General features: G+C 68.4%; 13 protein-coding genes. 3 read left to right on the top strand and 10 right to left on the bottom strand.

Going from position 1 to position 22,193, the window contains the following annotated elements; all coding sequences use genetic code 11:
* The first annotated feature begins 189 nt into the window (after positions 1 to 189).
* Entirely contained in the window at positions 190 to 2,070 is a 1,881-nt protein-coding gene (locus tag ACTWQI_RS15280) for a rhamnogalacturonan lyase (RefSeq protein WP_443270781.1), read from the top strand.
* A 62-nt stretch (positions 2,071 to 2,132) separates the two neighbouring features.
* Here ACTWQI_RS15280 and ACTWQI_RS15285 read toward each other — a convergent pair whose 3' ends face one another.
* Together ACTWQI_RS15285 and ACTWQI_RS15290 are read right to left on the bottom strand one after the other, a co-directional pair.
* A complete protein-coding gene (locus tag ACTWQI_RS15285) occupies positions 2,133 to 4,448 on the bottom strand; it encodes a xyloglucanase (protein WP_443270783.1) in 2,316 nt (771 codons plus the stop codon).
* Positions 4,449 to 4,556: 108 nt separating this feature from the next.
* A complete protein-coding gene (locus ACTWQI_RS15290) occupies positions 4,557 to 7,472 on the bottom strand; it encodes a glycoside hydrolase family 48 protein (protein WP_443270785.1) in 2,916 nt (971 codons plus the stop codon).
* A 277-nt stretch (positions 7,473 to 7,749) separates the two neighbouring features.
* On the opposite strand from ACTWQI_RS15290, the gene ACTWQI_RS15295 reads away from it, so the two are divergent.
* Both ACTWQI_RS15295 and ACTWQI_RS15300 read left to right on the top strand, forming a co-directional pair.
* Positions 7,750 to 9,273, top strand: a complete 1,524-nt coding sequence (locus ACTWQI_RS15295) for a cellulase family glycosylhydrolase (RefSeq protein WP_443270787.1) — start codon at positions 7,750 to 7,752, stop codon at positions 9,271 to 9,273.
* Positions 9,274 to 9,286: 13 nt separating this feature from the next.
* Positions 9,287 to 11,044 (top strand): glycoside hydrolase family 6 protein, encoded by a 1,758-nt coding sequence (locus tag ACTWQI_RS15300; protein ID WP_443270789.1) that lies wholly within the window; start codon positions 9,287 to 9,289, stop codon positions 11,042 to 11,044.
* 45 nt (positions 11,045 to 11,089) lie between these two features.
* Here ACTWQI_RS15300 and ACTWQI_RS15305 read toward each other — a convergent pair whose 3' ends face one another.
* The 8 genes from ACTWQI_RS15305 to ACTWQI_RS15340 all read right to left on the bottom strand — a co-directional run bounded on the left by ACTWQI_RS15305 (position 11,090) and on the right by ACTWQI_RS15340 (position 22,073).
* Positions 11,090 to 12,142, bottom strand: a complete 1,053-nt coding sequence (locus ACTWQI_RS15305; protein WP_443270791.1) for a rhamnogalacturonan acetylesterase — start codon at positions 12,140 to 12,142, stop codon at positions 11,090 to 11,092.
* A 72-nt stretch (positions 12,143 to 12,214) separates the two neighbouring features.
* Positions 12,215 to 14,962 carry an exo-rhamnogalacturonan lyase family protein gene (locus tag ACTWQI_RS15310; protein ID WP_443270792.1) on the bottom strand — a complete coding sequence of 916 codons (2,748 nt, stop codon included), beginning with the start codon at positions 14,960 to 14,962 and terminating at the stop codon, positions 12,215 to 12,217.
* Positions 14,963 to 15,008: 46 nt separating this feature from the next.
* Complete coding sequence (locus tag ACTWQI_RS15315) at positions 15,009 to 15,611, bottom strand: hypothetical protein (RefSeq protein WP_443270794.1); 603 nt, start codon at positions 15,609 to 15,611, stop codon at positions 15,009 to 15,011.
* Between the two features lie 7 nt (positions 15,612 to 15,618).
* Positions 15,619 to 16,473 (bottom strand): carbohydrate ABC transporter permease, encoded by an 855-nt coding sequence (locus tag ACTWQI_RS15320; protein WP_443270796.1) that lies wholly within the window; start codon positions 16,471 to 16,473, stop codon positions 15,619 to 15,621.
* Positions 16,470 to 17,426 carry a carbohydrate ABC transporter permease gene (locus ACTWQI_RS15325; protein ID WP_443270797.1) on the bottom strand — a complete coding sequence of 319 codons (957 nt, stop codon included), beginning with the start codon at positions 17,424 to 17,426 and terminating at the stop codon, positions 16,470 to 16,472. Before ACTWQI_RS15325 ends, ACTWQI_RS15320 begins: the two co-directional genes overlap by 4 nt.
* Positions 17,427 to 17,437: 11 nt before the next feature.
* Entirely contained in the window at positions 17,438 to 18,715 is a 1,278-nt protein-coding gene (locus ACTWQI_RS15330; RefSeq protein WP_443270798.1) for an ABC transporter substrate-binding protein, read from the bottom strand.
* 416 nt (positions 18,716 to 19,131) lie between these two features.
* The gene (locus ACTWQI_RS15335; RefSeq protein ID WP_443271031.1) at positions 19,132 to 20,550 is read right to left on the bottom strand and encodes a family 43 glycosylhydrolase; all 1,419 of its coding nucleotides are present in this window, start codon (positions 20,548 to 20,550) and stop codon (positions 19,132 to 19,134) included.
* Positions 20,551 to 20,591: 41 nt separating this feature from the next.
* The gene (locus ACTWQI_RS15340; protein WP_443270800.1) at positions 20,592 to 22,073 is read right to left on the bottom strand and encodes a family 43 glycosylhydrolase; all 1,482 of its coding nucleotides are present in this window, start codon (positions 22,071 to 22,073) and stop codon (positions 20,592 to 20,594) included.
* Between the last annotated feature and the right edge of the window lie 120 nt (positions 22,074 to 22,193).

A 22,193-nucleotide genomic window follows, 5' to 3' on the forward strand; every position in this document is an offset into this window, starting at 1 on the left:
TGCTCAGACACTAGAGCGGCTGTCACGAGCTGTCCAGGGGCACAGTCGAAGCGCTTCGACTGTGTAGCTCCCGCCGACTCTCGCGCCGGCCTCCTCATCCCGGCCGGGCGGCAACCCTTCCGAGGCCTGCACCGACACAGAGGCAAGGGGCAACCGATTCTCCCCCCACCCCAGGCCCCAGGAGGAATTGTGCAGCATCCGCAGGACCCGTACTCCCCCCGTCGGGGCAGATACCCCGTGACCGGCGTCCGCATATTGCTCGCCGCCATCGCCTGCGGTGCGCTCGCCGCAGCAGGGATTACCGCGCTGCCCGACACCTCGTCGGCCGCGACGCCACGGCAGGCCGAGCGCCTCGACCGAGGCGTGGTCAGCGTCCACACCAGCAGCGGCAACCTGGTGAGCTGGCGCTGGCTCGGCACCGACCCGGCCAGCGTCTCCTACAACGTCTACCGCGACGGTACGAAGGTCAACGCATCGCCGATCACCGGCTCGACGAACTACTTCCACTCCGGTGCCCCCGCCGATGCCGACTACACGGTCCGCGCGATCGTGGACGGCGACGAGCAGGGCGACTCCGTGCGCGCCCTCCAGTTCCGGTCCGGCTACAAGGACGTGCCGATCACACCGCCCGCGGGCGGCTCCGGCTACACGTACGAGGCGAACGACGCGTCCGTCGGTGACTTGAACGGCGACGGGGCGCTCGACTTCGTCCTGAAGTGGCAGCCCACCAACGCCAAGGACAACTCGCATTCCGGCGTGACCGGCAACACCATCATCGACGGCATCACGGTGGACGGCACCCGGCTGTGGCGGATCGACCTGGGCAGGAACATCCGCTCGGGCGCGCACTACACCCAGTTCCAGGTGTACGACTACGACGGCGACGGCAAGGCCGAGGTCGCGATGAAGACCGCCGACGGGACGAAGGACGGCACCGGCAAGGTGATCGGCAGCGCGTCGGCCGACCACCGGAACTCCTCCGGTTACATCCTGTCCGGACCCGAGTACCTCACCATGTTCAACGGTTGGACCGGGGCCGCGATGGGGACGGTCAACTACGTCCCGGCGCGGGGCAACGTGCCCTCCTGGGGCGACAGTTACGGCAACCGGGTGGACCGTTTCCTCGCCGGAACCGCCTATCTGGACGGGGCCCGACCTTCGCTGATCATGGCGCGGGGCTACTACACGCGCACGGTGATCGCCGCCTGGGACTGGCGGAACGGCCAGTTCACCCGCCGCTGGACGTTCGACACCAACGCCTCCTCTCACGCGGGCAAGGGCTATGACGGTCAGGGCTCGCACAGCCTCTCCGTCGGCGACGTGGACAGGGACGGCAAGGACGAGATCGTCTACGGCGCGATGACGGTGGACGACAACGGCAGCGGGCTGTGGACGACGAAGACCGGGCACGGGGACGCCCAGCACCTGGGCGATCTGGACCCGTCCACCTCGGGCCTCGAGTACTTCAAGGTCTCCGAGGACAAATCCAAGCCCGCCGAGCTGTACATCAACCCCGCCAACGGTTCGATCCGCTGGCGGCTCGGCGCCTGCTGCGACAACGGGCGCGGGGTGGCCGGCGACATCTACGCGGGCAACTCGGGACCCGAGATGTGGTCCGCCTCGGACTCCTCCATCCGCGACCGGGCCGGCGCCGCCAAGGGCCGCGAGCCGTCCTCGATGAACTTCCTCAACTGGTGGGACGGCGACCCGGTCCGCGAACTCCTCGAGGGCACCCGCATCGACAAGTACGGGACCTCCTCCGACACCCGGCTGCTGACCGGATCCTCGGTGAGCTCCAACAACGGTACGAAGTCCACGCCCGCCCTCTCCGGGGACATCCTCGGCGACTGGCGGGAGGAGGTCGTCTGGCGTACGTCGGACAACCGGGCACTGCGGATCTACTCGACGCCGCACCAGACGAGCACGAAGATCACCACCCTGCTGCACGACACCATGTACCGGACAGCGCTGGCCTGGCAGAACACCGGTTACAACCAGCCGCCGCACACCAGTTTCTTCATCGGCAACGGCATGCCGACCCCGCCCCGCCCAGTCATCACCACGCCGTAGCACCGCACATGACCGCGGGCCGAGGACGCTCCCGTCCTCGGCCCGCGGTCTTTCTGAAGGGTTCATCCGCCGCCTGCGCGGGCGGCCGTGTCGCCGTAGACGATGCCTCGGCCGTTCGTGGAGACGTACACCCGGCCGTACGTCCGCGGATCACCCGTGATCGCCGCGCCCGTCCAGCCCCACTGATGTGCGTCGTCGTTGATGCGCACCCAGCTCACCCCGGCGTCCGTGGAGCGGAAGATGCCGCGCACCCCGCCGATCTGCGCGCTGGTGTAGAGCGTGACGTACGAGGCTCCCGGCGCGGCCTTGCCGAAGCCGATGGTGTCGGCCTCCTGGACACCGGAAACCTTGGTGAAGGTCGCGCCCGCGTCCGTGGAGTGCCACAGTCCGTAGGCACCGTTCTCCTTGCCGCCGGCCAGCCAGATGTCGCCCGTCCTGCCCGGCACGGCCTTGAAGCGCACGTTTCCCTCTGACGGCAGCCCCGTCGCCTTCGCCGTGAAGGAGGTGCCACCATCCGAACTGACGTAGAGCGTACCGGCCTTGAAGCCATAGAACGTCTTCGGGTCGACCCGGTCCGACTCGACGACCGCGCCCGCGGGGATGCCGGTGGCGGCGGTCCACGACGAGCCGAAGCCGGATGCCGTATGCACGCCCGCGCCTTCCGGGCTCCACACGAAGCGGCTGCCGTCGGTCGCCGCCGCGACCGTGCCGCCGCCCGTCACACCCGAGGGCTCCTGTCCCGCGAACCAGTTGGCGCCGTTGTCGGTGGAGAAGGCGATGCGCGGCCCCGCGTCCAGATTGCCGACCCGCACCACCGTGTCCGGACGGGACTCGGCGAAGTCCAGGCTGTTGGTCGTGGTGAAGTTCGGGGAGGTGTACATCAGCGACGGGACCTTGGTGACGTCCGTGTGGCGGAAGCCGCCGATGTCGCCGAGAGCGCTGAGCAGCGGTGCCCCGGACGGGGGAGAGACAAGGTCGTTGACCGCGGTCTCCTCCAGGCCCTTCACCATCGGCGTGATGCTGATCTTCCCGCCGCTGTCCCACTGGCGGAGGTTCTCGGTCCCGTAGATGGTCGCGCCCGTCCCGTACATCATCCGGTCCGAGTCGAACGGGTCGATCTCCAGCGCCTCGGTCATCCACCCCAGCTTGGGGCTCTCTTCGGGCGGCGACGGATTCGCGCCCCACTTCAGCCACGGGACGGACGAGACGTCCATGGTGTAGCGGTCCGTGCGGTTGGGAGACGACGCGTAGTCCCAGGCCCGCGTCCAGGTGGTGCCGCTGTCGGTGGAGCGGAAGATCTGGGTGTCGGGCCACCAGGAGCTGTAGCCGGTCACCATGAGCGTGCCGGGCTTCTGCCGGTCGACCGTCAGCCCGCTGAAGCCGTAGTACGTGTCGGCATCGGCGACCGGGCTGATGTTCTTCCACTCCCCCGTCCCCGTCGCGTACCGCCACACCTGGCCCTTACCGCCGTCGTACGGTCCACCCTTGTCGCTGTACGCGAGATAGAGGTAGCCGTTCTGGGCGTCGAGGACGCCCTTGTGGGCGAGATGGCCGGTGGGCTGTCCGGCGACGCGCTGCCAGCTCGCGCCCGCGTCGGTCGAGCGGTAGACGGCGTTCTCCTTGTCGGCCACGCCGACGTAGATCGTCCTGGTGGCCGCCCCCGGCGAACCGGTGGACTCGTCGAAGGTGACCCAGACGATGCCCTGGTTGTCGGACGCGTAGCCGCTCGAATCGGTCGGATCCTGCACGTAGTTGCCGGGGTTGGGGAAGCTCGTCACCTGCGACCAGGTGGCACCCGAATCAGTGGAGCGCCACAGGCCCTTCCCGCTGGGCGCACCCAGATACAGCACGCTGTTCCTGTGCGGGTCCACGGCGAGGCGCTCGCCCATGCCGCGGCCGGGCATATTGCCGCCCAGCTTGAACGGCAGGGCCGCCTTCCGCCAGCTCGCGCCCCGGTCGGACGAGCGCAGCATGGCGCCGTTGCCCGGATCCCAGCTGTTGGTGTACGTGCCGACGGCCGCGTACACCTTGTCGGGATCGACGGAGTCGGAGGCGAGGCTCACCACCCCGGAGTGCCCCCAGTCGTCCCACCCCACCGCGTCCAGCAGCGGTGTCCAGGACTTCGTCGGCTCCTCCCAGCGGTAGGCACCCCCGATGTCGGTCCTCGCGTAGGCGAGGTTCTTCTCGGTCCGGTTGAAGACGATGCCGGGCACGAAGCCGCCCCCGTCGATCCGGACGTTCTTCCAGGTATAGGTGTCGGCCGCGAGGGCATCGGGCTTCTCGGCGGCCTGCGCTTGCGGAGCGGTGCCGGCCAGCAGGCCTGCCGTCAGGGCGAGGACACCGAGCACGCCTTGTCGTCTTCTGTTTCCTCTGGGCATGGGGGGTGCTCCTTCGCGAAGCGGTAGAGCAGCGCTGAGGTCAGAGCCCGGCCGGACCGTCACATTGGTAAGGAGCGGCCGGCCGGGCGAACGCGGAGCCCTGGGCGGCTATTCGAGAAGCTCCGCGTACGAGCCGAAGGCGAGCGCGATGTCTGCCTGGGCCCAGAACCGGTGGTACGTGAAGGAGGGCGCCGCGCCGCCCGCCAGGTAGGACTCGATCTTCGACCAGGCGGGGTCGTCCTCGTAGAAGGAGCGGATCGAGGTGAAGGTGGACGAGGGGTTGATCGTGTCGCCGTTCGGCATGGTGCCGGTCCAGCCGGACGGGACGTAGACGGAGTCGTCGAACCGGGAGTAGTCGGTGCGGGTCTCGGGGACCGCGATGCCGAGCGCGTCCTGGTGGTGGTCCCACATGCCGTCCAGCAGCGCCTTGGCGACGCGTGCCGCGTCGGCGTCACCGGAGCGGTCGGCGTAGTACGTCAGGGTCTTGGCGTACGCGGCCGTCACGCCGACGTCGTCGGTGTAGTCCGCCACCGTGACGTGCAGCCCGGTGTTGGCGCCCGGCGAGGACGGGTTCCAGGTGTCGGGACGGCCGGACCACTGGAGGGTGGACGGGATGCGGTAGGTGCCGTCCGGGTTGACGGTCGTCTTGGACAGCGCCCAGTCGACCCACTTGTCGAGCAGGGCCTTGGCGGTCGCGTTACCGGTGACCTGGTAGTACTCGGCGACGCGCTCCATCGACCAGGCCTGGAAGCCGAACCACTGGTTGGACGGCGGATCGTGGTAGACGGGCTTCTCGTCGTAGTACATGCCGTAGAAGGTCGGCGTACCGGACGGCGGGGTCGCATGGCGTCCCTGCCAGCTGTTGGTCGCGCCGCCGGCGATGGCGCCCTCGCTGGACTGCAGCCAGCGGTAGAACTCGATCTGCCGGGTCAAGCTGGTGGACCAGTCGGAGGCGCCGGTCGACGACTTCGGCTTCAACGGGGCGTAGTTGGCGAGCGCCCAGGCCGCCATCGGGTTCTGGTAGCCGCCGTGCGCATGGCTGGAGCCGATGCGCCAGGCCCAGCCGGCCGAGGAGTCGTTGGCCCCGCCCCAGGCGTAGTACCAGGACATCAGGTAGTGCGAGCTGTTCTTGCCGCTGCCCGCCGGGCAGGAGGAGGCGCCGACGCAGTTGCCGACCCGCTTGAAGTACTTGTCGTACATCGCGTAGCGCAGGTAGTCGCCCATCTTCGCGGCCTTGCCGACGACCGCGGAGACCTCGCCGCCCTTGCCCTGCTCCTTCGCCCAGATGTCGGCCCAGTACGCAGCCTGGACGGCCCGGGCGTCCGCGTCCGGCGCGTTGGTGTATCGCCACTGCCTGGCGTACGAGGCGTCCCCGGTGAACAAGTCCAGGTAGCCGTTTCTGCCGCCGTAGGCGAACCGGTCGCAGCTTGGGTGCGGGACGGTCTCCCAGACGGACTCCTGTGCGCCGCGCTGGAAGGTGTTGATGTACGACGGGCCGGTGTCGGACGGACCCGCGCTGCACTTGCCCGGCGCGTTGCCGAAGCCGTAGACGTTGTCGACGTCCTGGAGCCAGTGCATGCCGTAGATGTCGTCCGTGCCGTACGCGGACTTCAGCTCGGCGGCGATGGGGTCGGAGCCGACGGAGATCGCCGGGTCGAGCTTCGCCGGGTAGCTGGAGGGCTGGTCGTGCTCGGGGGCGTAGGTCGCCGGCTTGGACGCGTTGTAGAAGGAGTTGGTCGGCTGGTCCACGTGGGTGGGGATCATGTACTTCTCCATGGTTGCCCACGCGTTGTTGAACCGTGACCAGTCGCCGGTGATCTTGCCGTACATGGCCTGGAGCCAGATCAGATAGCTGTACGCCTCCGAGGTCGTCTCATGACCGTGGTCCGGGGCCTCGACGATCAGGGTCTCGACCGAGTGGTACGGGATGCCCTCGGGTGAGAAGTAGCCGTTCGCCGGGTCGGTGATCTTCGCGTAGAGGTCCAGGAAGCGGGCGTCGTACGCCTTCGAAGCGGCGAGCTGGGTGACCGTGACCTCCGCCTTGGTGTGGCCGGGCGCGGTCGCGGTGAAGACCGCGGAACCGGTACCGGAGGCGTCGGCCGCGATCGTCGCCTTCTGGGCGGTGTCCCAGTTCGTCGGAGTGAAGGTGAGCGTGGAGCCGGAGGTGACCGTGAGCCCCCGGTTGCCGGAGGCGCGCTCCACCATGACCGTCACGTTCGAAGACGGTGCGGTGGAGAGCTTCACGTCGACGGTGCCGGACGCCCCCTGGCGGATGCCGAGTTGGGCCGGAGTGGCGACGAGCGCGGGGCCCCGGACGACCCTGACACCGACGGGAGCCGACTCCGAGGAGGCACCCCGGCTGTCGTACGCCTTCGCGTACAGCGAGTGGTCACCGGCCGCCAGTCCCTTCGCGTCGAAGGTGTACGGGGACGTGGTGTCGGTGCCGAGCAGTTCCGTGTCGCTGTAGAACTCGATCTTCGTGATGTCGGCACCGTCGGCTGCCGCCGCGGTGGCGGCCATCGGGACCAGGTCGCCGTCGGTGACGACCGCGCCCGGCGCCGGGCTGGTCAGAACGGTGACCGGCGGCTGATGGGCGCCGGTGCAGGTGGTGCCGTTGACGGCGAAGGAAGCAGGGGCCGTGTTGGTGCCGCTGTAGGTGAACTGTGCGCCCGTGGAGACCGCGCCGCCCGCAGGAACGGTTCTGTTCCACTCCGCGTTCTTGACGGTGATGTCCTTGCCGGACTGGGACCACGTGCCGTTCCAGCCGTTGCTGAGCTTCTGGTCGCCCGGGTAGGCGTAGGCGACGGTCCAACCGTCGATCGCGGTGGTCCCGCGATTGGTGATCGTCAGTTCCGCCGTGAAACCGGACCCCCAGTCACTGGTCGTGTAGTCGACGCTGCACTCGGCGGCGGCCGCCGCGGCCGTGGTCGTCCCGGGGGCGAGCATCGTCAGGGGCAGGGCGAGCGCTGCCGCGGTGGCGGTCCATAACCGCCACAGGGTGCGGCGTCTCCGTGTGGGGGGCATGGGTTCTCGCTCCTCCTTGCGGCTCGATGAGGGGGGTAGGTGTGCGGTGAAGCAGCAAGCTTTGAACCAGTGGGAGCGCTCCCAGCCTGAAGCGGAGGCCCAAAAGGGTCAAGAGCCTTGAAGAATCGAAGATGTTCGACGGACAGCACGGAGAAAGGGGGGTCCGATTCCTCTGTTCTTTGACGGCAGTTGGCGCTAGCTTCATAGCCACCAGTGGGAGCGATTCCAACAGTCGGCGCGTCCAGGACGGCCGCGCCCGAACTGCAAGGAGTCGCTCATGCGACACCCCCCGCACAGATCCCGTTTACGTCTACCCGCATCGCATCTGTCACCCCTGCGTCCGTTTCTCGCCACGGCGGCACTCGTCCTGGCGGGCACGGCGGTCGCGCCCGGCGCCACGGCCACCTCGGTCGCACCCTCCTGCACGGTCGAGTACCAGACCGTGGGGCAGTGGGACGGCGGCTTCCAGGGCGCCGTCACGATCACCAACAACAGCGCTGTGATGAGCAGCTGGCAGCTCACTTTCGACTTCGCCGACGGCCAGCGGATCACCCAGGGCTGGAGCGCGAAGTGGTCCCAGTCGGGGACCGCCGTGACCGCCTCCAACGAGAGCTGGAACGGCTCGCTCGGCACCGGCGCCAGTATCAGTACCGGATTCATCGCCTCGTGGTCGGGCAAGAACACCGCGCCCGCGACGTTCAAGCTCAACGGCGCCACCTGCACCATGGACTCCGAGCCCGGTCCCACGGACCCGCCCGGTCCGACCGACCCGCCGGACCCCGGAGACAGCCCGCCCCTTCTGAAGGTGTCCGGGAACAAGCTGGTCGATGACAACGGTGTGACCCGCCGCCTGCTCGGCGTGAACCGCTCCGGCGGCGAGTTCATGTGCGTCCAGGGCCGCGGCATCTTCGATGGACCCGTCGACGACGCCTCCGTCAAGGCGATCGCCGACTGGAACGCCGGCGCCGTCCGCATCCCGCTGAACGAGGAGTGCTGGCTCGGTCTGGACAACATCAAGCCGGAGTACGCCGGCGCGAACTACCTGGCCGCCGTCAAGGACCTGGTGCGGCGCGTCAAAGCCCACGGCATGACGCCGATCCTCGAACTCCACTGGTCCTGGGGCGAGTACACCGGGAGCGGGGCGGGCTGCTCCGACATCCACGCCAGCTGCCAGAAGCCGATGCCGAACGCCCGCTACACGCCGTCCTTCTGGGCCTCGGTGGCCAGCACCTTCAAGGACGACCGGGCCGTCGTCTTCGACCTGTTCAACGAGCCCTATCCGGACCGGGCCACCTCCACCCCCGAGCAGGCGTGGACCTGCTGGCGCGATGGCGGAACCTGCTCCGGCATCGGCTACGAGGTCGCCGGCATGCAGGACCTGATCGACGCGGTACGCGGCACCGGCGCCGAGAACGTGATCCTCGTCGGAGGGCTCGCGTGGTCCAACGACCTCGGCCAGTGGCTGACGCACCGGCCGAGTGACCCGGCGGGCAATCTCGCCGCCGCCTGGCACGTCTACAACTTCAACTACTGCTCCAACGAGAGCTGCTGGAACAGCACGCTCGCGCCGGTCGCCGCCGAAGTCCCGCTGGTGGCGGGCGAGATCGGCGAGAACACCTGCGCGCACTCCTTCATCGACCGCGTCATGGCCTGGTTCGACGAGCGGAAGCTCTCCTACCTCGGCTGGACCTGGAACACCTGGGACTGCTCCTCCGGGCCGTCCCTGATCAGCAACTACGACGGCACTCCGACGTCGTACGGCATAGGGCTGCGCGACCACCTGCGCGCCCTCGACGAATAGGGACACCTCACACATGAGCCGCACACCCCCCGCACGCTTCACCAGGCCCCGCATCGCGTTACTGGCGGCCGGCGCCCTGGTCGCCGGCGCGGCCGGGACCGCCGCCGCTGCGAACCCCGACACCCGCGAGAACGCTGCCGCCGCCCCCGGCTGCACCGTCGACTACAAGGTGCAGAACCAGTGGGACACCGGCTTCACCACCGCCGTCACGGTCACGAACACAGGTGATCCGGCGGGCAGTTGGCAGGTGGAATGGTCCTTCGCCGGCAACCAGAAGATCACCCAGGGCTGGAACACCCAGATCAGCCAGAGCGGCACGGCCGTCACCGCCAAGAACGTCTCTTACAACGGCAGCCTCGGCACCGGCGCCTCCGCCTCCTTCGGCTTCAACGCCTCGTACAGTGGAACCAACGCGATCCCGACGGTCTTCAAGCTGAACGGCGTCACCTGCACCACCGGCCCGGGCGGCCCGGGCGGCCCGACCGACCCGCCGGATCCGACCGACCCGCCCGCCGGTGCGCGCGTCGACAACCCGTACCAGGGCGCCAAGGTGTACGTGAACCCCGAGTGGGCCGCGAAAGCCAGGTCCGAACCGGGCGGCAGTCGCATCGCGGGCCAGCCCACCGGCGTCTGGCTCGACCGGATCGCCGCCATCAACGGCGTGAACGGCGGCATGGGCCTGCGCGCCCACCTCGACGAGGCGCTCCGGCAGAAGAGCGACGGCGAACTCGTCGTCCAGCTCGTCGTCTACAACCTGCCGGGACGCGACTGCGCCGCCCTCGCCTCCAACGGCGAACTGGGCCCGACCGAGATCGACCGCTACAAGACTGCGTACATCGACCCGATTGCCGAGATCCTCGCCGACGAGAAGTACTCCGGTCTGCGCATCGTCACCACCGTCGAAATCGACTCGCTGCCCAACCTCGTCACCAACACCGGCGGTCGGCCCACCGCCACACCCCAGTGCGACACGATGAAGGCCAACGGCAACTACGTGAAGGGCGTCGGCTACGCCCTGAACAAGCTCGGTGACGTACCCAACGTCTACAACTACGTCGATGCCGGACACCACGGCTGGATCGGCTGGGACGACAACTTCGGCCCGTCCGCCGACCTGTTCAAGCAGGCCGCGACCGCCGAGGGCGCCACCGTGAACGACGTCCACGGCTTCATCACCAACACCGCCAACTACAGCGCCCTGAAGGAAGACCACTTCAAAGTCACCGACACCGTCGCGGGCAAGTCGGTGCGCGAATCCAAGTGGGTCGACTGGAACCGCTACGTCGACGAGCTCTCCTTCGCCCAGGCCTTCCGCGACAAGCTGGTCTCCGTCGGCTTCGACTCCGGCATCGGCATGCTCATCGACACCTCGCGCAACGGCTGGGGCGGCACCGCACGCCCCACCCAGCCGGGACCGACGACCAACGTCGACACCTATGTGAACGGCGGCCGCTACGACCGCCGCATCCACGTCGGCAACTGGTGCAACCAGTCCGGCGCGGGCCTGGGCGAACGCCCCCAGACGGCGCCCGCCTCCGGCATCGACGCCTATGTGTGGGTGAAGCCCCCGGGCGAGTCCGACGGTGCCAGCAAGGAGATCCCGAACGACGAAGGCAAGGGATTCGACCGAATGTGCGACCCAACGTACGAGGGCAACCCCCGTAACGGGTTCAACATGTCGGGTGCCCTCCCGAACGCACCGCTGTCCGGGCACTGGTTCTCGGCCCAGTTCCAGGAGCTCATGAAGAACGCCTACCCGCCGCTGCCGTAGCCGTCGCCACGCGCAGCCGCGCACCTGCCGGCGGTACTGCCCTCCTCAGCGCAGCAGCTTCCCGGGCACCAGGCCCTGCGCGCGCAGCTCGTCCCGCACCAGCTCCGCGTACACCGTCGCGCCGTGCTCCGAGGTGTGAGTGTTGTCGCGCTTCTCGTTGTAGAGGTACAGGGCCTTGGAGCGCTCAACACCCAGCGACTCCACCAGGCGCTTGGTCTTCGCGGTCAGATCGACGAGAGGTACGTCGAGGCCAGCGGCGACGGAGCGGATGACAGCGGGGTGGTTGACGCCGAGGGCGTTGACCAGGAGCGCGGTGTCGTTGTTGAGGGTGCCGTCGGCGTTGAACCAGCGGCGCACGATCGGGGTGACCAGCACGGGGCGGCCGCCACGCGCCCGTACGCGCTCGACCATGGCGATGAGGTTGCGGCGGTAGGTCGCCTCGTTGGTCTGCTTGTCGTTGTGAGCGAGCTGGACGAGGACGAGGTCGCCCTTGCGGATGCGCCGCTCCACTGCGCGGAAGAGCCGCGGATCGGCGAGGAAGGAGACGGTGCTCTCACCGGAGTCCGCGTAGTTCGCGACGGCGGGGCCCTTGCGCACGTACTGCGGTATCTGCTGGCCCCACCCGGCGTACGGCGCCCCGAGCTGGTCGCACACCGTCGAGTCCCCGACGAGCAGGATCTGCTGCGCGCTCGGGGCCGGGGTGACGCGGACAGAGGCGAGCGCGGGGGCGGAGCCGCCGAAGGTCAGGTCGAGGCCGGGGGTGCCGTCGGCACCGGTCGGTTCGCCCTCCGGCGTGCGTACGTCGACGGTGAAGGAGCGGCGGACCGTCTCACCCGCGGCGGTGGCCGTCTCGGGGAGCATTGCGCGTCGGGTCTCGGCGGTGGCGGAGGTCCTCGCCGCCGCCTGGCCGCCGAGTTCCACCGTGACGTCGTACGTCCCCGGGGCCACGTCGAAGTGGCACACGACCTGTGCGGTGTCTGCGTGGGTCGTGCACCGCTCGGCGCCGTGTCCGGCCGGCGTGGAGGCGTGTGCCGGAACGGCTGCCAGTCCGCCGACGGCGACAGCGGCGAGGACGGTGAGCAGGGCGGGGTATCTCATGCGGGACTCCTGACGGCTCGAGGTGAGTGGATTCCGTGGTTCCGCTCAGCTGTGCGGTGAGGGGTGCCGCGGTCAGCCCGGCATGCTGTCGCCCAGCAGCGCCAGGTTCTCGATGGCGGCGAGGCCGTAGAGCGCCGTGTCGTTCGTATACACCCAGTTGGCCTCGCTGCCGGGCACCAGCGTGACCGGGCCGCTCAGCTTCTCGGTCGTCCAGGGTGAGGACTCCTTGTAGCCGTCCGAGTCGTAGAACTTCTGCCAGGCACGCTCAGCCAGCTTCGTGTCCCCGGTCCGGACGGCCGCGTAGGCGTCGAGGCGCGAGTGGCCCTGGAAGAGCAGCAGGTTGCCGAAGTCGGAGCCGTAGCGCTCCTTCTGCTCTCCCTTGGTGGCATTGAAGTAGCGGCAGTAGTCGAGGTATGCCCGCTCGAACTTCTCCATGCCGACCAGATCGATCAGCTCGGCGCACAGCTCGTTCAGGCCGAAGACCGCCGACAGGTGGGACACGTCCACGGCCGGCTTCCCGGCGATCGCGAACCTTCCGGTGTCGAGGTCGTAGAGGCCGCTGCCCTGCACGAAGCCGTTGGGCTGGTCCGCGATGGTCTCCATGGTGGACAGCACGCGTGCCCTGGCCTTCTCCCACGTGGGGCCGCGGCGCTCCCACTCGGTCAGCCAGGCGGAGACCAGGCCCGACCAGTCGGTGCCGAAGCCGATGGACAGCGCATGGCGGTCGGGGACGTAGGGCTCGGTGCGGATCTTGCGGATGGGGTCGAGGACGAGGAAGGTCTCGTCGGAGTCGACATTGGCGTGCATCAGATCGCCGGTGCGCTCGTCGGCGGTGAGGAAGTAGTAGTAGCGCCGGTACGTGGTGTTGGCGATGCGCTGCTGCTTGGCGCTGTCGGCGTAGTGCTGGATGCCGTGGCGGGTGCCCAGGCCCGCCCACTTGCCCAGGTGGTAGACGTCCACCTCGCCGGTGTGGCGGGTCATGGCCTCGGCGAAGCGGAAGATGTCGGCGCGGCCGCTCCTGAGATACGCGTACCAGAGCCACAGGTCGGGCGAGAGCTCGGAGTTGTCCCAGGCGTAGCCGCCGACGTCGTAGCGCCACTGGTGGCGGACCGGATCGTAGGAGTGCATGACGTCGCCGTAGTCCCAGAAGCCGTACCAGCGCCGCATCTCCACCTGGTCCTTGTAGTAGGTGAAGAGGAAGTCGAGGTGGTCCTCGATCCTGGCCTTGGCGGGGGTGGAGCGGTCGGGTTCCGAGTAGAGGCCGGGGCCGAAGACTCCGGCTTTGATGAGCTGCCGCGGCGGGGCGGCGAGCTGGGGCGGGGTGCGGACCGCCGCGATCTGCCCGGCCATGGTCTCGGCGCTGGGTGTGGACGCGTGAGCCCAGAAGAGGAATTCGCTGGTGCGGGCTATGCCGTAGGGCGTGCCGAAGCCGGGCTCGTAGTCCTCGTAGGTGATGTTGAGGCCCTCGAGCTGTTTCGCGTAGGTGTCCTGGCCCATGCCGTCGTGGTAGAAGCGCAGGTCCATGGGCTGGGCCTCGGGCGACCAGAGCCAGAGGGTCACCTCGGCCGCGTCGGTGTGCGCGTCCCGGATGTCGAGCCCGGCCGGGTACTTCTCCCAGAAGTCGCGCAGCCCGAAGGCGAAGCCACCGCTCGGCCCGCCCACGTACCCGAAGCCGGAGGCGCGGCGTCCGCCGCCCGCCGCGATCCACCCGTGCCCCTTCTTGGTGCGCTTGCGCAGGGTGAAGCCGTCGGCCGAGAGCTGGGAGAGGGTGTAGTCGCCCCACTCCGGGATGAGGTGGAGCCGGGTGGTGACCCGCTGGTCCCAGGTGGCCGGGTCGGGGAGCCTCTTGCCCTCGAACTGCGCGGCCCGGACCGCGGCGCCCGGATCGCGCCGCAGCCCCGTGACGCCCTTGACGGCCTCGCGCAGCAGCCCGGTGCCGTCGCCGCCGATGCGGATGTGCCGGTCGTAGGACGCGTCGCGCATCGGGACCGTGAAGCGCACCCCGAGCCCTCGGATGAAGTCGCCGCCGGCCTTGCCCGGCTCCTGGGTGCCGTCATACGTGATCGTGTGCACCATGCGGAACGACTCGGCGCCGGCGTAGAAGTAGAGCCTGATGGAGAACGGCAGCCAGGAGCGGTTGCCGCGGCGGTGCTTGCCGTCGACCCGGACGACAGCGCGCACCGGGCCGTCCTGCTCGACCGTGACGTCGCTGATGGCGCTGGCGAATCGCTCGTACTTCTGGGTGCCCTGGTCGCCGTCCTCCAGCTCTCCCTGGCGGAGCAGCACCAGGCGGCCGTTCCGGGCGATCTCGGCGGAGCCGCGGGTGACGGACTTGACGATGACCGATCCGCTCTTGCCGATGGTCGCGGTGATGACGCCGGTGGAGACGTCGACTGTTCCGCCCTCCCGGTCGACGGTGACCTTCTGGGCGGGGACGGCGGGGGTGCCGGCCTTGAGTGTGTACTTCCTGGCGTCCGACTGCGGGCAGACGGCGTGCGCGGTCCACTTCAAGGAGCCGTCGGGCCAGTAGGCGATGGGCCAGGTCTGGACGGGGACGCCCTTGCCGTCGGCGTCGGCCAGCGCGAAGGTCTGGTCCTTGTTGTATGCGCCCTTGGGCCAGGGCACGCCGAGGGTAGCGCCGGGTGCCGCGCCGAGCCCGCCCTCTTCGAGCCAGGTCAGCTCGACGGGTCCACCGTCGGCCCCGGCGCCGGGCTGCTCGCCGGCCCGGGCCGTGGCGCCGCCGAGGGACCAGCCGACCTGGGTGGCGGCACCGGCCACGGCCGCCGCCTTGAGCAGGGATCTGCGGAGGATCGGGGACATCGTGGTCCTTTCCGTGAGCACTGCGCCCCGTCAGGGGCATGACAGATCAGCGCCGCTCCTCGTACCGCTTCTCCACCGCAAGCGCCGCTGCCGTGACCGCCCCCAGCACGGGGATCGCCAACGGCGCGCTGAACCAGGCGGAGACGGCCACCACGGCGAGTCCGCACACCAGCAGGAACGACCCGGCCGGATCGAGAACCGTGCGCTTCCCGGCAGTGGCGAGCAGCGGCGCCCAGGATGCTCCGGGCTCCCACACCGCAGCGGCCCGCAGCCCGGCCACGGTGGCACCGAGCAGCGCGAGGGTGCCGGTCGCGGCGACCAACGGGCCGCCGGGCAGCCCGGCGCGTACCGCCGACAGGTTCAGCCACAGCAGCCAGCACGCCGCCCAGCCGCCGACACCGACCATCCAGCCCGTGCGCCCGGCCGCCCTCACATCCGCGACGAACTCCCGTATGCCGGAGGGGCGTTGGCCCAGTCGGCGCCGCAGGTGGCGCGCCCCGGCCGCGAACGCAGCCGGACAGGTGACCAGCGGCAGTGAGGCCACCGCGATCCACACCCCGGTGAGCAGTGCCTCGGCGAAGACACCGAACCGCTCCTGGAACCGGGACTCACACGGGGCTCGGCGGGCCGCCACGACCTTGCTCGCCATGACGAGGTCAGCCCTTCAGCCCGGACGTGGCCATGCCGTCGATCAAATACCGTTGGAAGGCGAGGAAGAACGCGAGCACCGGCAGCAGCGCCACCAGCGACATCGCGATCATGCCGCCGTAGTTGGCGACGCCCTCCTGGTCCCGGAACATCATCATGCCGAGCGAGACGGTGTACTTGCCGGGTTCGTTCAGGTAGATCAGCGGGCCCATGAAGTCGTTCCAGGCATTGATGAAGGTGAAAATCGCGCTGGTGATGAGCGCCGGGCGGCACAGCGGCAGAACGATCGACCAGTAGATCCGCGGATGCCCGCAGCCGTCGAGGCGGGCGGCCTCGTCCAGTTCCCGCGGCAGGTTTCGCATGAACTGGACCATCAGGAAGACGAAGAACGCCTCCGTCGCCAGGTACTTGCCGACCAGCAGCGGCACGTAGGTGTTGGTCAGTTCCAGTTTCTGGAACAGGACGTACTGCGGGATCAGCACCACGTGATACGGCAGTAACAGCGTGCCGATCATCAGCGTGAACATGAGGTTCCGTCCGGCGAACCGGATCCTGGCGAAGGCGTAGGCCGTCAGAGAGGAGGAAACCACGATGCCGACGACCGAACCGATGGCGTAAAAGAGGGAGTTGCCGAAGAAGGTGGCGATGGAGATGTCCGCGATGCCGTCGCCGAGGCCCCGGAAGTTGTCGAGGATGGGGTCGAGCGGGAACAGCTCCAGGCTGCCGACCACCTCTCTGCTCGGCTTGAACGACGCACCGATCACCCACGCCACGGGATAGAGGACGACGGCGAGGAGGGCCAATGCGCCGAGGTGCCAGCCGAGGGAGCCGGCCCGCCAGCGGGCGGTGGTGGGGTGGCTCACCGGGGCGCCTCCTCGTAGTGGACCCACCGCTTCTGGGACCAGAACAGCACCGCCGTCACCAGGGCCACGGCGAGCAACAGCATCCAGGCCATCGCGGAGGCGAAGCCCATCTGGGCCTCCTTGAAGCCCTTCTGGTACAGGTAGCAGGTGTAGACGAGGGACGCGTCGGCCGGTCCGCAGCTGGTGTTGGAGACGACATAGGCCGAGCCGAAGACCTGAAAGGAGTGGATGGTCTCCAGCAGGACGTTGAAGAACAGCACCGGGGAGATCATCGGCAGGGTGACGCTCCAGAAGCGCCGCAGCGGCCCAGCGCCGTCCACCTCCGCGGCCTCGTACAGCTCGCGCGGCACTTGCTTGAGCCCGGCGAGGAAGATGACCATGGGTGCGCCGAACTGCCAGACGGTGAGGGCCACCAGGGAGTACAGCACCCAGTCCGGGTCACCGACCCAACCGCCGACGTCCATACCGAACAGCAACTGCGTACGATCGACGATCGCCTCGTCCGAGAAGATCGCGCGCCATACGAAGCCGACCGACACGCTCGCGCCGATTAGCGACGGAGCGTAGAAGGCCGCCCGGTAGAACCCCTGTGCCCGGCGGCTCTGGGCGAGCAGCAGGGCCACACCCAGGGCCAGCAGCAGCTTGAGCGGCGTACCGATGACAACGTAAGTGGCGGTCACCTCCACCGACTTGCGCCACCTGGGGTCGTCGAACAGGGCCGTGAAGTTGCCCAGGCCGATCCAGGAGGGGGTGTTGAAGAGGTTGTAGTCGGTGAAGGCGAAGTAGAGCGAAGCGATCATCGGGCCTGCGGTGAGCAGCAGGAACCCGGCGATCCAGGGGGACATGAAGAGGTAGCCGACGACGTTCTCGCGGCGGCGCCGGAACGTGGCGGTGGCCGCGAGCCGGGTGCGTACCTCCAGTGTGTCCGGCGGGGACTCCTCAACCAGCGTCACTGCCGTTCCCATCAGCCGGCCAGGGCTGCCTTGGCCTCGGAGAAGAACTGCTTGACGGCATCGGCGACCTGAGTCTTCCCCAAGGCCATGTCCGTGGCGATGCGCAGGAAGGCGGCCTCTACGGTGTCGGCGCCGGCAGGGTGCGGGGTGATGGGCTCGAGGACTCCCGCGGCGGCGGTCTTCTCCTCGTACTCCGCGATGCCCTTGTTGACGGGGTCGGTCGGCTTGAACGCCTCGTACTGCTCCGTGGTGGCCAGGATGCCCCGGTCGTATCCCATGATCCTTCCGACCTCCGGGTCGTGGACCATGAAGTCGATGAACTGGGCGACCTCCTTGGGATGCTCGGTTCGGGCGGAGGCGCTCAGCATCAGCGATCCGAGGTACTGCCCGGTGTGCTTGCCGTCGGTGGTCGGGATGGGCGCGAGGGTGTAGGTGCTGTCGCCCTCGGCGGAGTAGCGGACGGAGAAGTTGTCCCAGGTGAACTCGGAACCGGCGAGGCCGTCCGAGAGCGCCGACTTGGGCTTGATCTGTTCGACCTTCTTGGGGTTGGCGACCAGGCCGGACGTGACGCCGTTGCGACCCTCCGTCCACCACTCGGTCAGATCGGCCTCGTCGAAGCCCAGCCCTTCCTCGGTGAAGAACGCCTTGCCGTTCTGACGCAGATAGAGGTCGTAGAGGTACATGATCGAGAAGTAGCCGGTGTCGCCGGCCCGCTTCTGGGTGTCGCGGATCTTCCTCATGGCGGCGAAGTACTCGTCCCAGGTCCAGCCCTGCTTCGGGGCTATGCCGGCCTTCTGGAAGACTCTCTCGTCAATGACCAGGGACATCGTGTTGGATCCGACCGGTACGCCGAGCAGCTTGCCATCGACCTCGCCGATCTTCTCGAGACCGGAGCGGAAGTTGTCCATGCTCAGGTGACCGGCCTCGACCTGCTGCCTGAGGTCGAGCAGCACACCGCGCTGGTCGTACTTGCGCAGAAAGCCCACCGCGTTCTGGAACACGTCCGGCGGATTGCCGCCCGACGCCTGGGTCTGGAACTTCTCCCAGAACGCCACGTAGTCCTGGAAGTCCGTCTTCACTTTGATCTTCGGGAACTTCTTCTCGAAGAGCTTGACGCACTGGTTGATCTTCTTGGCGCGGTCGTCGGCGCCCCACCACGCGTACCGGATGGTGACGGTCCCGTCCCCCGCGCCACTGCCGCAGGCCGCCGCCGTGAGACCGAGCGCGGTCAGTGAGGCACCTCCCACCTTGAGCAGTCCGCGCCGGTCAACACTCCCAGTGGTACGCACAGTTCGCCCTCCAGCGCGCAGTTCAATCACGTCGTTCCAGCGGAATTCGGAGCCTGGTTGAATCGTTTCGAGAAAGCGCTTGCTATGACAACGTAAGGTCGGTCGATCGGGTACGGCAACGGTTCGGACAGGATCTGTCGAAGCGCTTCCGCGACCGGCCACGGGCCACCGGATCGCAGCGGGCCGGCCGCGAGCCTGAGCCTTCGTCACACCGGCATCAACCCGCCACTGCTGGCAGCTGTTGGACAGCCACGACCACTGGCGCAGGTTCGCACCAGCCGCTGCCGAACAGCCGGCGGCATCCGCGACGGCCGCTGACCTGCACCTGCCGAACTTCGTCCCCGCAGCTCGCGCGGCGCTGCTGCACCGACTCCCGCTGGGCGGGCTACGGCGGCTGCGCCGGACCCGGTCACGCGCTATTGCGCGTAGTACGTTGCGTCGGCCCTGGCGAGCGTGGTGTCGGCGGGCTGGACGTACAGGTCGTTCAGGTAGTGGCGGATGTACCGGCCCGGGGAGTTGAACGACTCGAAGGAGACTCCGGCTGCGGAGTCGGCCAGACCGGCCCTGCGGTGGAAGGTCGCGTCGTTCTTGAAGAGCGTGGTGCCGTCGTTCTTCTCCAGCCAGAGCTCGAAGTTCTTGTGGCGGAGGTAGTAGCCAGGGTAGTTGGCCGATTCCAGCGAGACAGTGCCGGATCCGGCGAGGCCGGGCACGACGCGGAACTGCGAGTCGGCGAGGTTGGTGACGTTCGGCTCGAGCTTGCCCCGGAACTCCCAGTGGCGGATGAACCGGTCCGGGTGGTTGTACGAGGAGAAGCGGACCGGGGTGCGGCCGTCGGCGACGGGGATGCCGAGGTTGGGGGTGCCGTCGGCGTTCCAGTACAGCTTCTGGTAGCGGGTGCGGCGGTTGGGATCGTTGAGCGGATCGCCCGTGATGTCCTTGTAGTTGCGGTCGTGGTAGACGAGGATGTCGCTCTTGCCGTCCTCGGAGACCGTGAACGAATTGTGCCCGGGGCCGTACTGCGAGGTCGCGCGGTTGCTCTTCAGGACCGGCTCCGGGTTCTTGCTCCAGGACGCCGGGTTGAGCAGGTCGGCCGTGGCGGAGGCGGTCAGCAGCCCGAGGCAGTAGTTGCTGTCGGTGGCGCTGGCCGAGAAGGTCATGAAGACCTTGCCGTTCCGCTGGATGACCGCTGGGCCCTCGTTGACGCGGTGGCCGACGGTCTCCCAGGCGTGGGTGGGCTTGGAGATCATGACCGGCCGGCCACTGATGGTCCATGGGTTGGACATCTTGGCCAGATAGAGGTTGGTACCACTGCCGACGGCCGGGTCACTCTGCGCCCAGCTGAGGTAGCGGCTGCCGTTGTGTACGAAGGTCGTCGCGTCGAGAGAGAAACTATCCAGCGGGGTCGCGACCCGGCCCTTCTCCGTCCAGGGGCCGGTGAGCGGGTTGGCGGCGCTGGTCTCCAGGACGTACATCCGGATCTTCCAGATGTCGTTGGACGCGCCCGCGGCGAAGTACACGTACCACTTGCCGCCGATGAAGTGGATCTCCGGCGCCCAGATGTGCGCGCCCATCTCGCCGCTGGCGTGCTTGGTCCAGATGGTGGTTTCCGGGGCGGTGGACAGGCCCTGGAGGGTGGTGGCCCGGCGCATGACGATCTTGTCGTACGCGGGTACGGTCGCGGTGAAGTAGTAGTAGCCGTCGGTGTGTTTGTAGATGTGTGGGTCGGCCCGCTGGAGGGCGATCGGGTTGGTGAAGGTCACGGCCGGCGAGGCCGGGGCGGCCGCTTGGACGGCCGTGCCGGGGGTCATCACAGTGATCGCGACGACCACCGCCATCACCACCGGCGCGATGATGCGTCTCATGACTCGGCTCCTGATCAGGTGGTGGGCTGGAGGCGCCATTGCTGGCAGGTCTTGTTGAGCCAGGTCCACTGGCGTACGTCCGTTCCGTCGGCGGTGCCGCAGTCGGCCACGTCGGCGACCTTGCCGCTGTTGGCGTTGACGATCCGCACGTAGTCGCCGGTCCCGGTGAACACCAGTCGGAACCGCTGGCACTTGTTGTTCAGCCAGGACCACTGGCGGAGGTCAGCACCATCAGCGGTGGAGCAGTCGGCGGTGTCGAGCACTTTGCCGGTGGCCACGTTCACCAGACGGCTCGTATCGTCGGCCTGGTCCTGGATGCGCCACCTCTGCTTGGCTCCGCCGTTGCACGTCCACTGAGCGACGTTCGCGCCGTCGGCCGGGTTGCCGCCCGCCACCTCCAGGCACTTGCCGCTGTTGCGGTTCACCAGCGTGTACGCCGTCGGGGTGGCCGCCGTCTCCCCCGACGGACCGGCCAGAGTCGCGCCGAGGCGGACCGGGGTGCCGAAGTTCGGCGTACCGTCCGCGTTCCAGGTGAACTTCTGGGCGCGCGTCGTACGGCCGTTGCCGCAGCCGCCGTTCGCTGTGTTGTTGCCGTGGTAGACGATCCAGTTCTCGGTGCCGTCCGGCGAGGTGAAGAACCCGTTGTGGCCGGGGCCGTAGACGCCGTTGGCGTCACTGCGCTGGAAGACCGGGGTCTGCTTCTTCGTCCAGGAGGCCGGGTTCAGCGGGTCGCTGCCGGTCAGCTCCAGCTGCCCGAGCTTGTAGTCGGGGGTCTGGCAGGAGCTCGCGGAGAAGGTGAGGAACGTCCTGCCGTCGTGGTACAGCGGCTCGGGGCCCTCGTTGACCGGGTTGCCCGAGGTCTCCCAGCTCAGGGTGGGGCTGGAAATGATGGTGAAGGTGGAGCTGCTGAGCGTGTACGGGTTGCTCAGCGGCGCGATGACCAGGCTCTGCGTACTGCCGCCGATGAAGCCGCTGCCCAGCAGGTAGAGCCGGTTGTTGTGCCGCAGCACGCTGGCGTCGATCAGCCAGCCGCCCGGGGTGAGGTTGGAGCCGGTGAGCGTGTTCTTGTAGGTGTACGGGCCCATGGGGTCCGAGCCGGCGCTCTCCAGCACATGGGTGCGCTGGGAGTCGCAGCAGGGGGATCCGCGCTGCCCGGCGGAGTAGTAGAGGTACCACTTGCCGTCGAAGAAGTGGATCTCCGGCGCCCAGAAGTTCCAGTTGCGGCCGGAGGTGGTGTCCTGCCACACCCGGATGCTGGGGGTGGTGGCCAGCCCCGCGAGCGTGGGCGACTTGCGCATGGTCAGCTCGTTGGTGAACGAGGTGGTCACCAGGTAGTAGTTGCCGTTGTAGTACTCCAGCCAGGGGTCGGCACCCTTCTGCGACTTGATCGGGTTGGTGAACGGCCGTCCCTCCGCGGCGGAGCCCGGCTGCGCCAGCGTGCCCAGCAGCAGGGTGAGCACGGCGATGACGGCTGCCGCCCATCGGTTTGTACGCATGAGGTTTCCTACGCGGGTGCGGATCACTGTCGTGTCCCTTCGTCCAGCCGATCCGGCGAGGTCCAGCGCTGTCCGATATTTCGAACTAGGTTCGTAACTTCGACCAGAAAGTAAGGCCGT

The organism is Streptomyces sp. KR80, assembly GCF_052245555.1.
Lineage (GTDB): Bacteria > Actinomycetota > Actinomycetes > Streptomycetales > Streptomycetaceae > Streptomyces.

Bases quoted from the DNA above. Each gene is read 5' to 3' on its own strand.
- ACTWQI_RS15285 (WP_443270783.1), bottom strand. From the start codon at position 4,448: ATGCCCAGAGGAAACAGAAGACGACAAGGCGTGCTCGGTGTCCTCGCC.
- ACTWQI_RS15290 (WP_443270785.1), bottom strand. From the start codon at position 7,472: ATGCCCCCCACACGGAGACGCCGCACCCTGTGGCGGTTATGGACCGCC.
- ACTWQI_RS15295 (WP_443270787.1), top strand. From the start codon at position 7,750: ATGCGACACCCCCCGCACAGATCCCGTTTACGTCTACCCGCATCGCAT.
- ACTWQI_RS15300 (WP_443270789.1), top strand. From the start codon at position 9,287: ATGAGCCGCACACCCCCCGCACGCTTCACCAGGCCCCGCATCGCGTTA.
- ACTWQI_RS15305 (WP_443270791.1), bottom strand. From the start codon at position 12,142: ATGAGATACCCCGCCCTGCTCACCGTCCTCGCCGCTGTCGCCGTCGGC.
- ACTWQI_RS15310 (WP_443270792.1), bottom strand. From the start codon at position 14,962: ATGTCCCCGATCCTCCGCAGATCCCTGCTCAAGGCGGCGGCCGTGGCC.
- ACTWQI_RS15315 (WP_443270794.1), bottom strand. From the start codon at position 15,611: ATGGCGAGCAAGGTCGTGGCGGCCCGCCGAGCCCCGTGTGAGTCCCGG.
- ACTWQI_RS15335 (WP_443271031.1), bottom strand. From the start codon at position 20,550: ATGGCGGTGGTCGTCGCGATCACTGTGATGACCCCCGGCACGGCCGTC.
- ACTWQI_RS15340 (WP_443270800.1), bottom strand. From the start codon at position 22,073: ATGCGTACAAACCGATGGGCGGCAGCCGTCATCGCCGTGCTCACCCTG.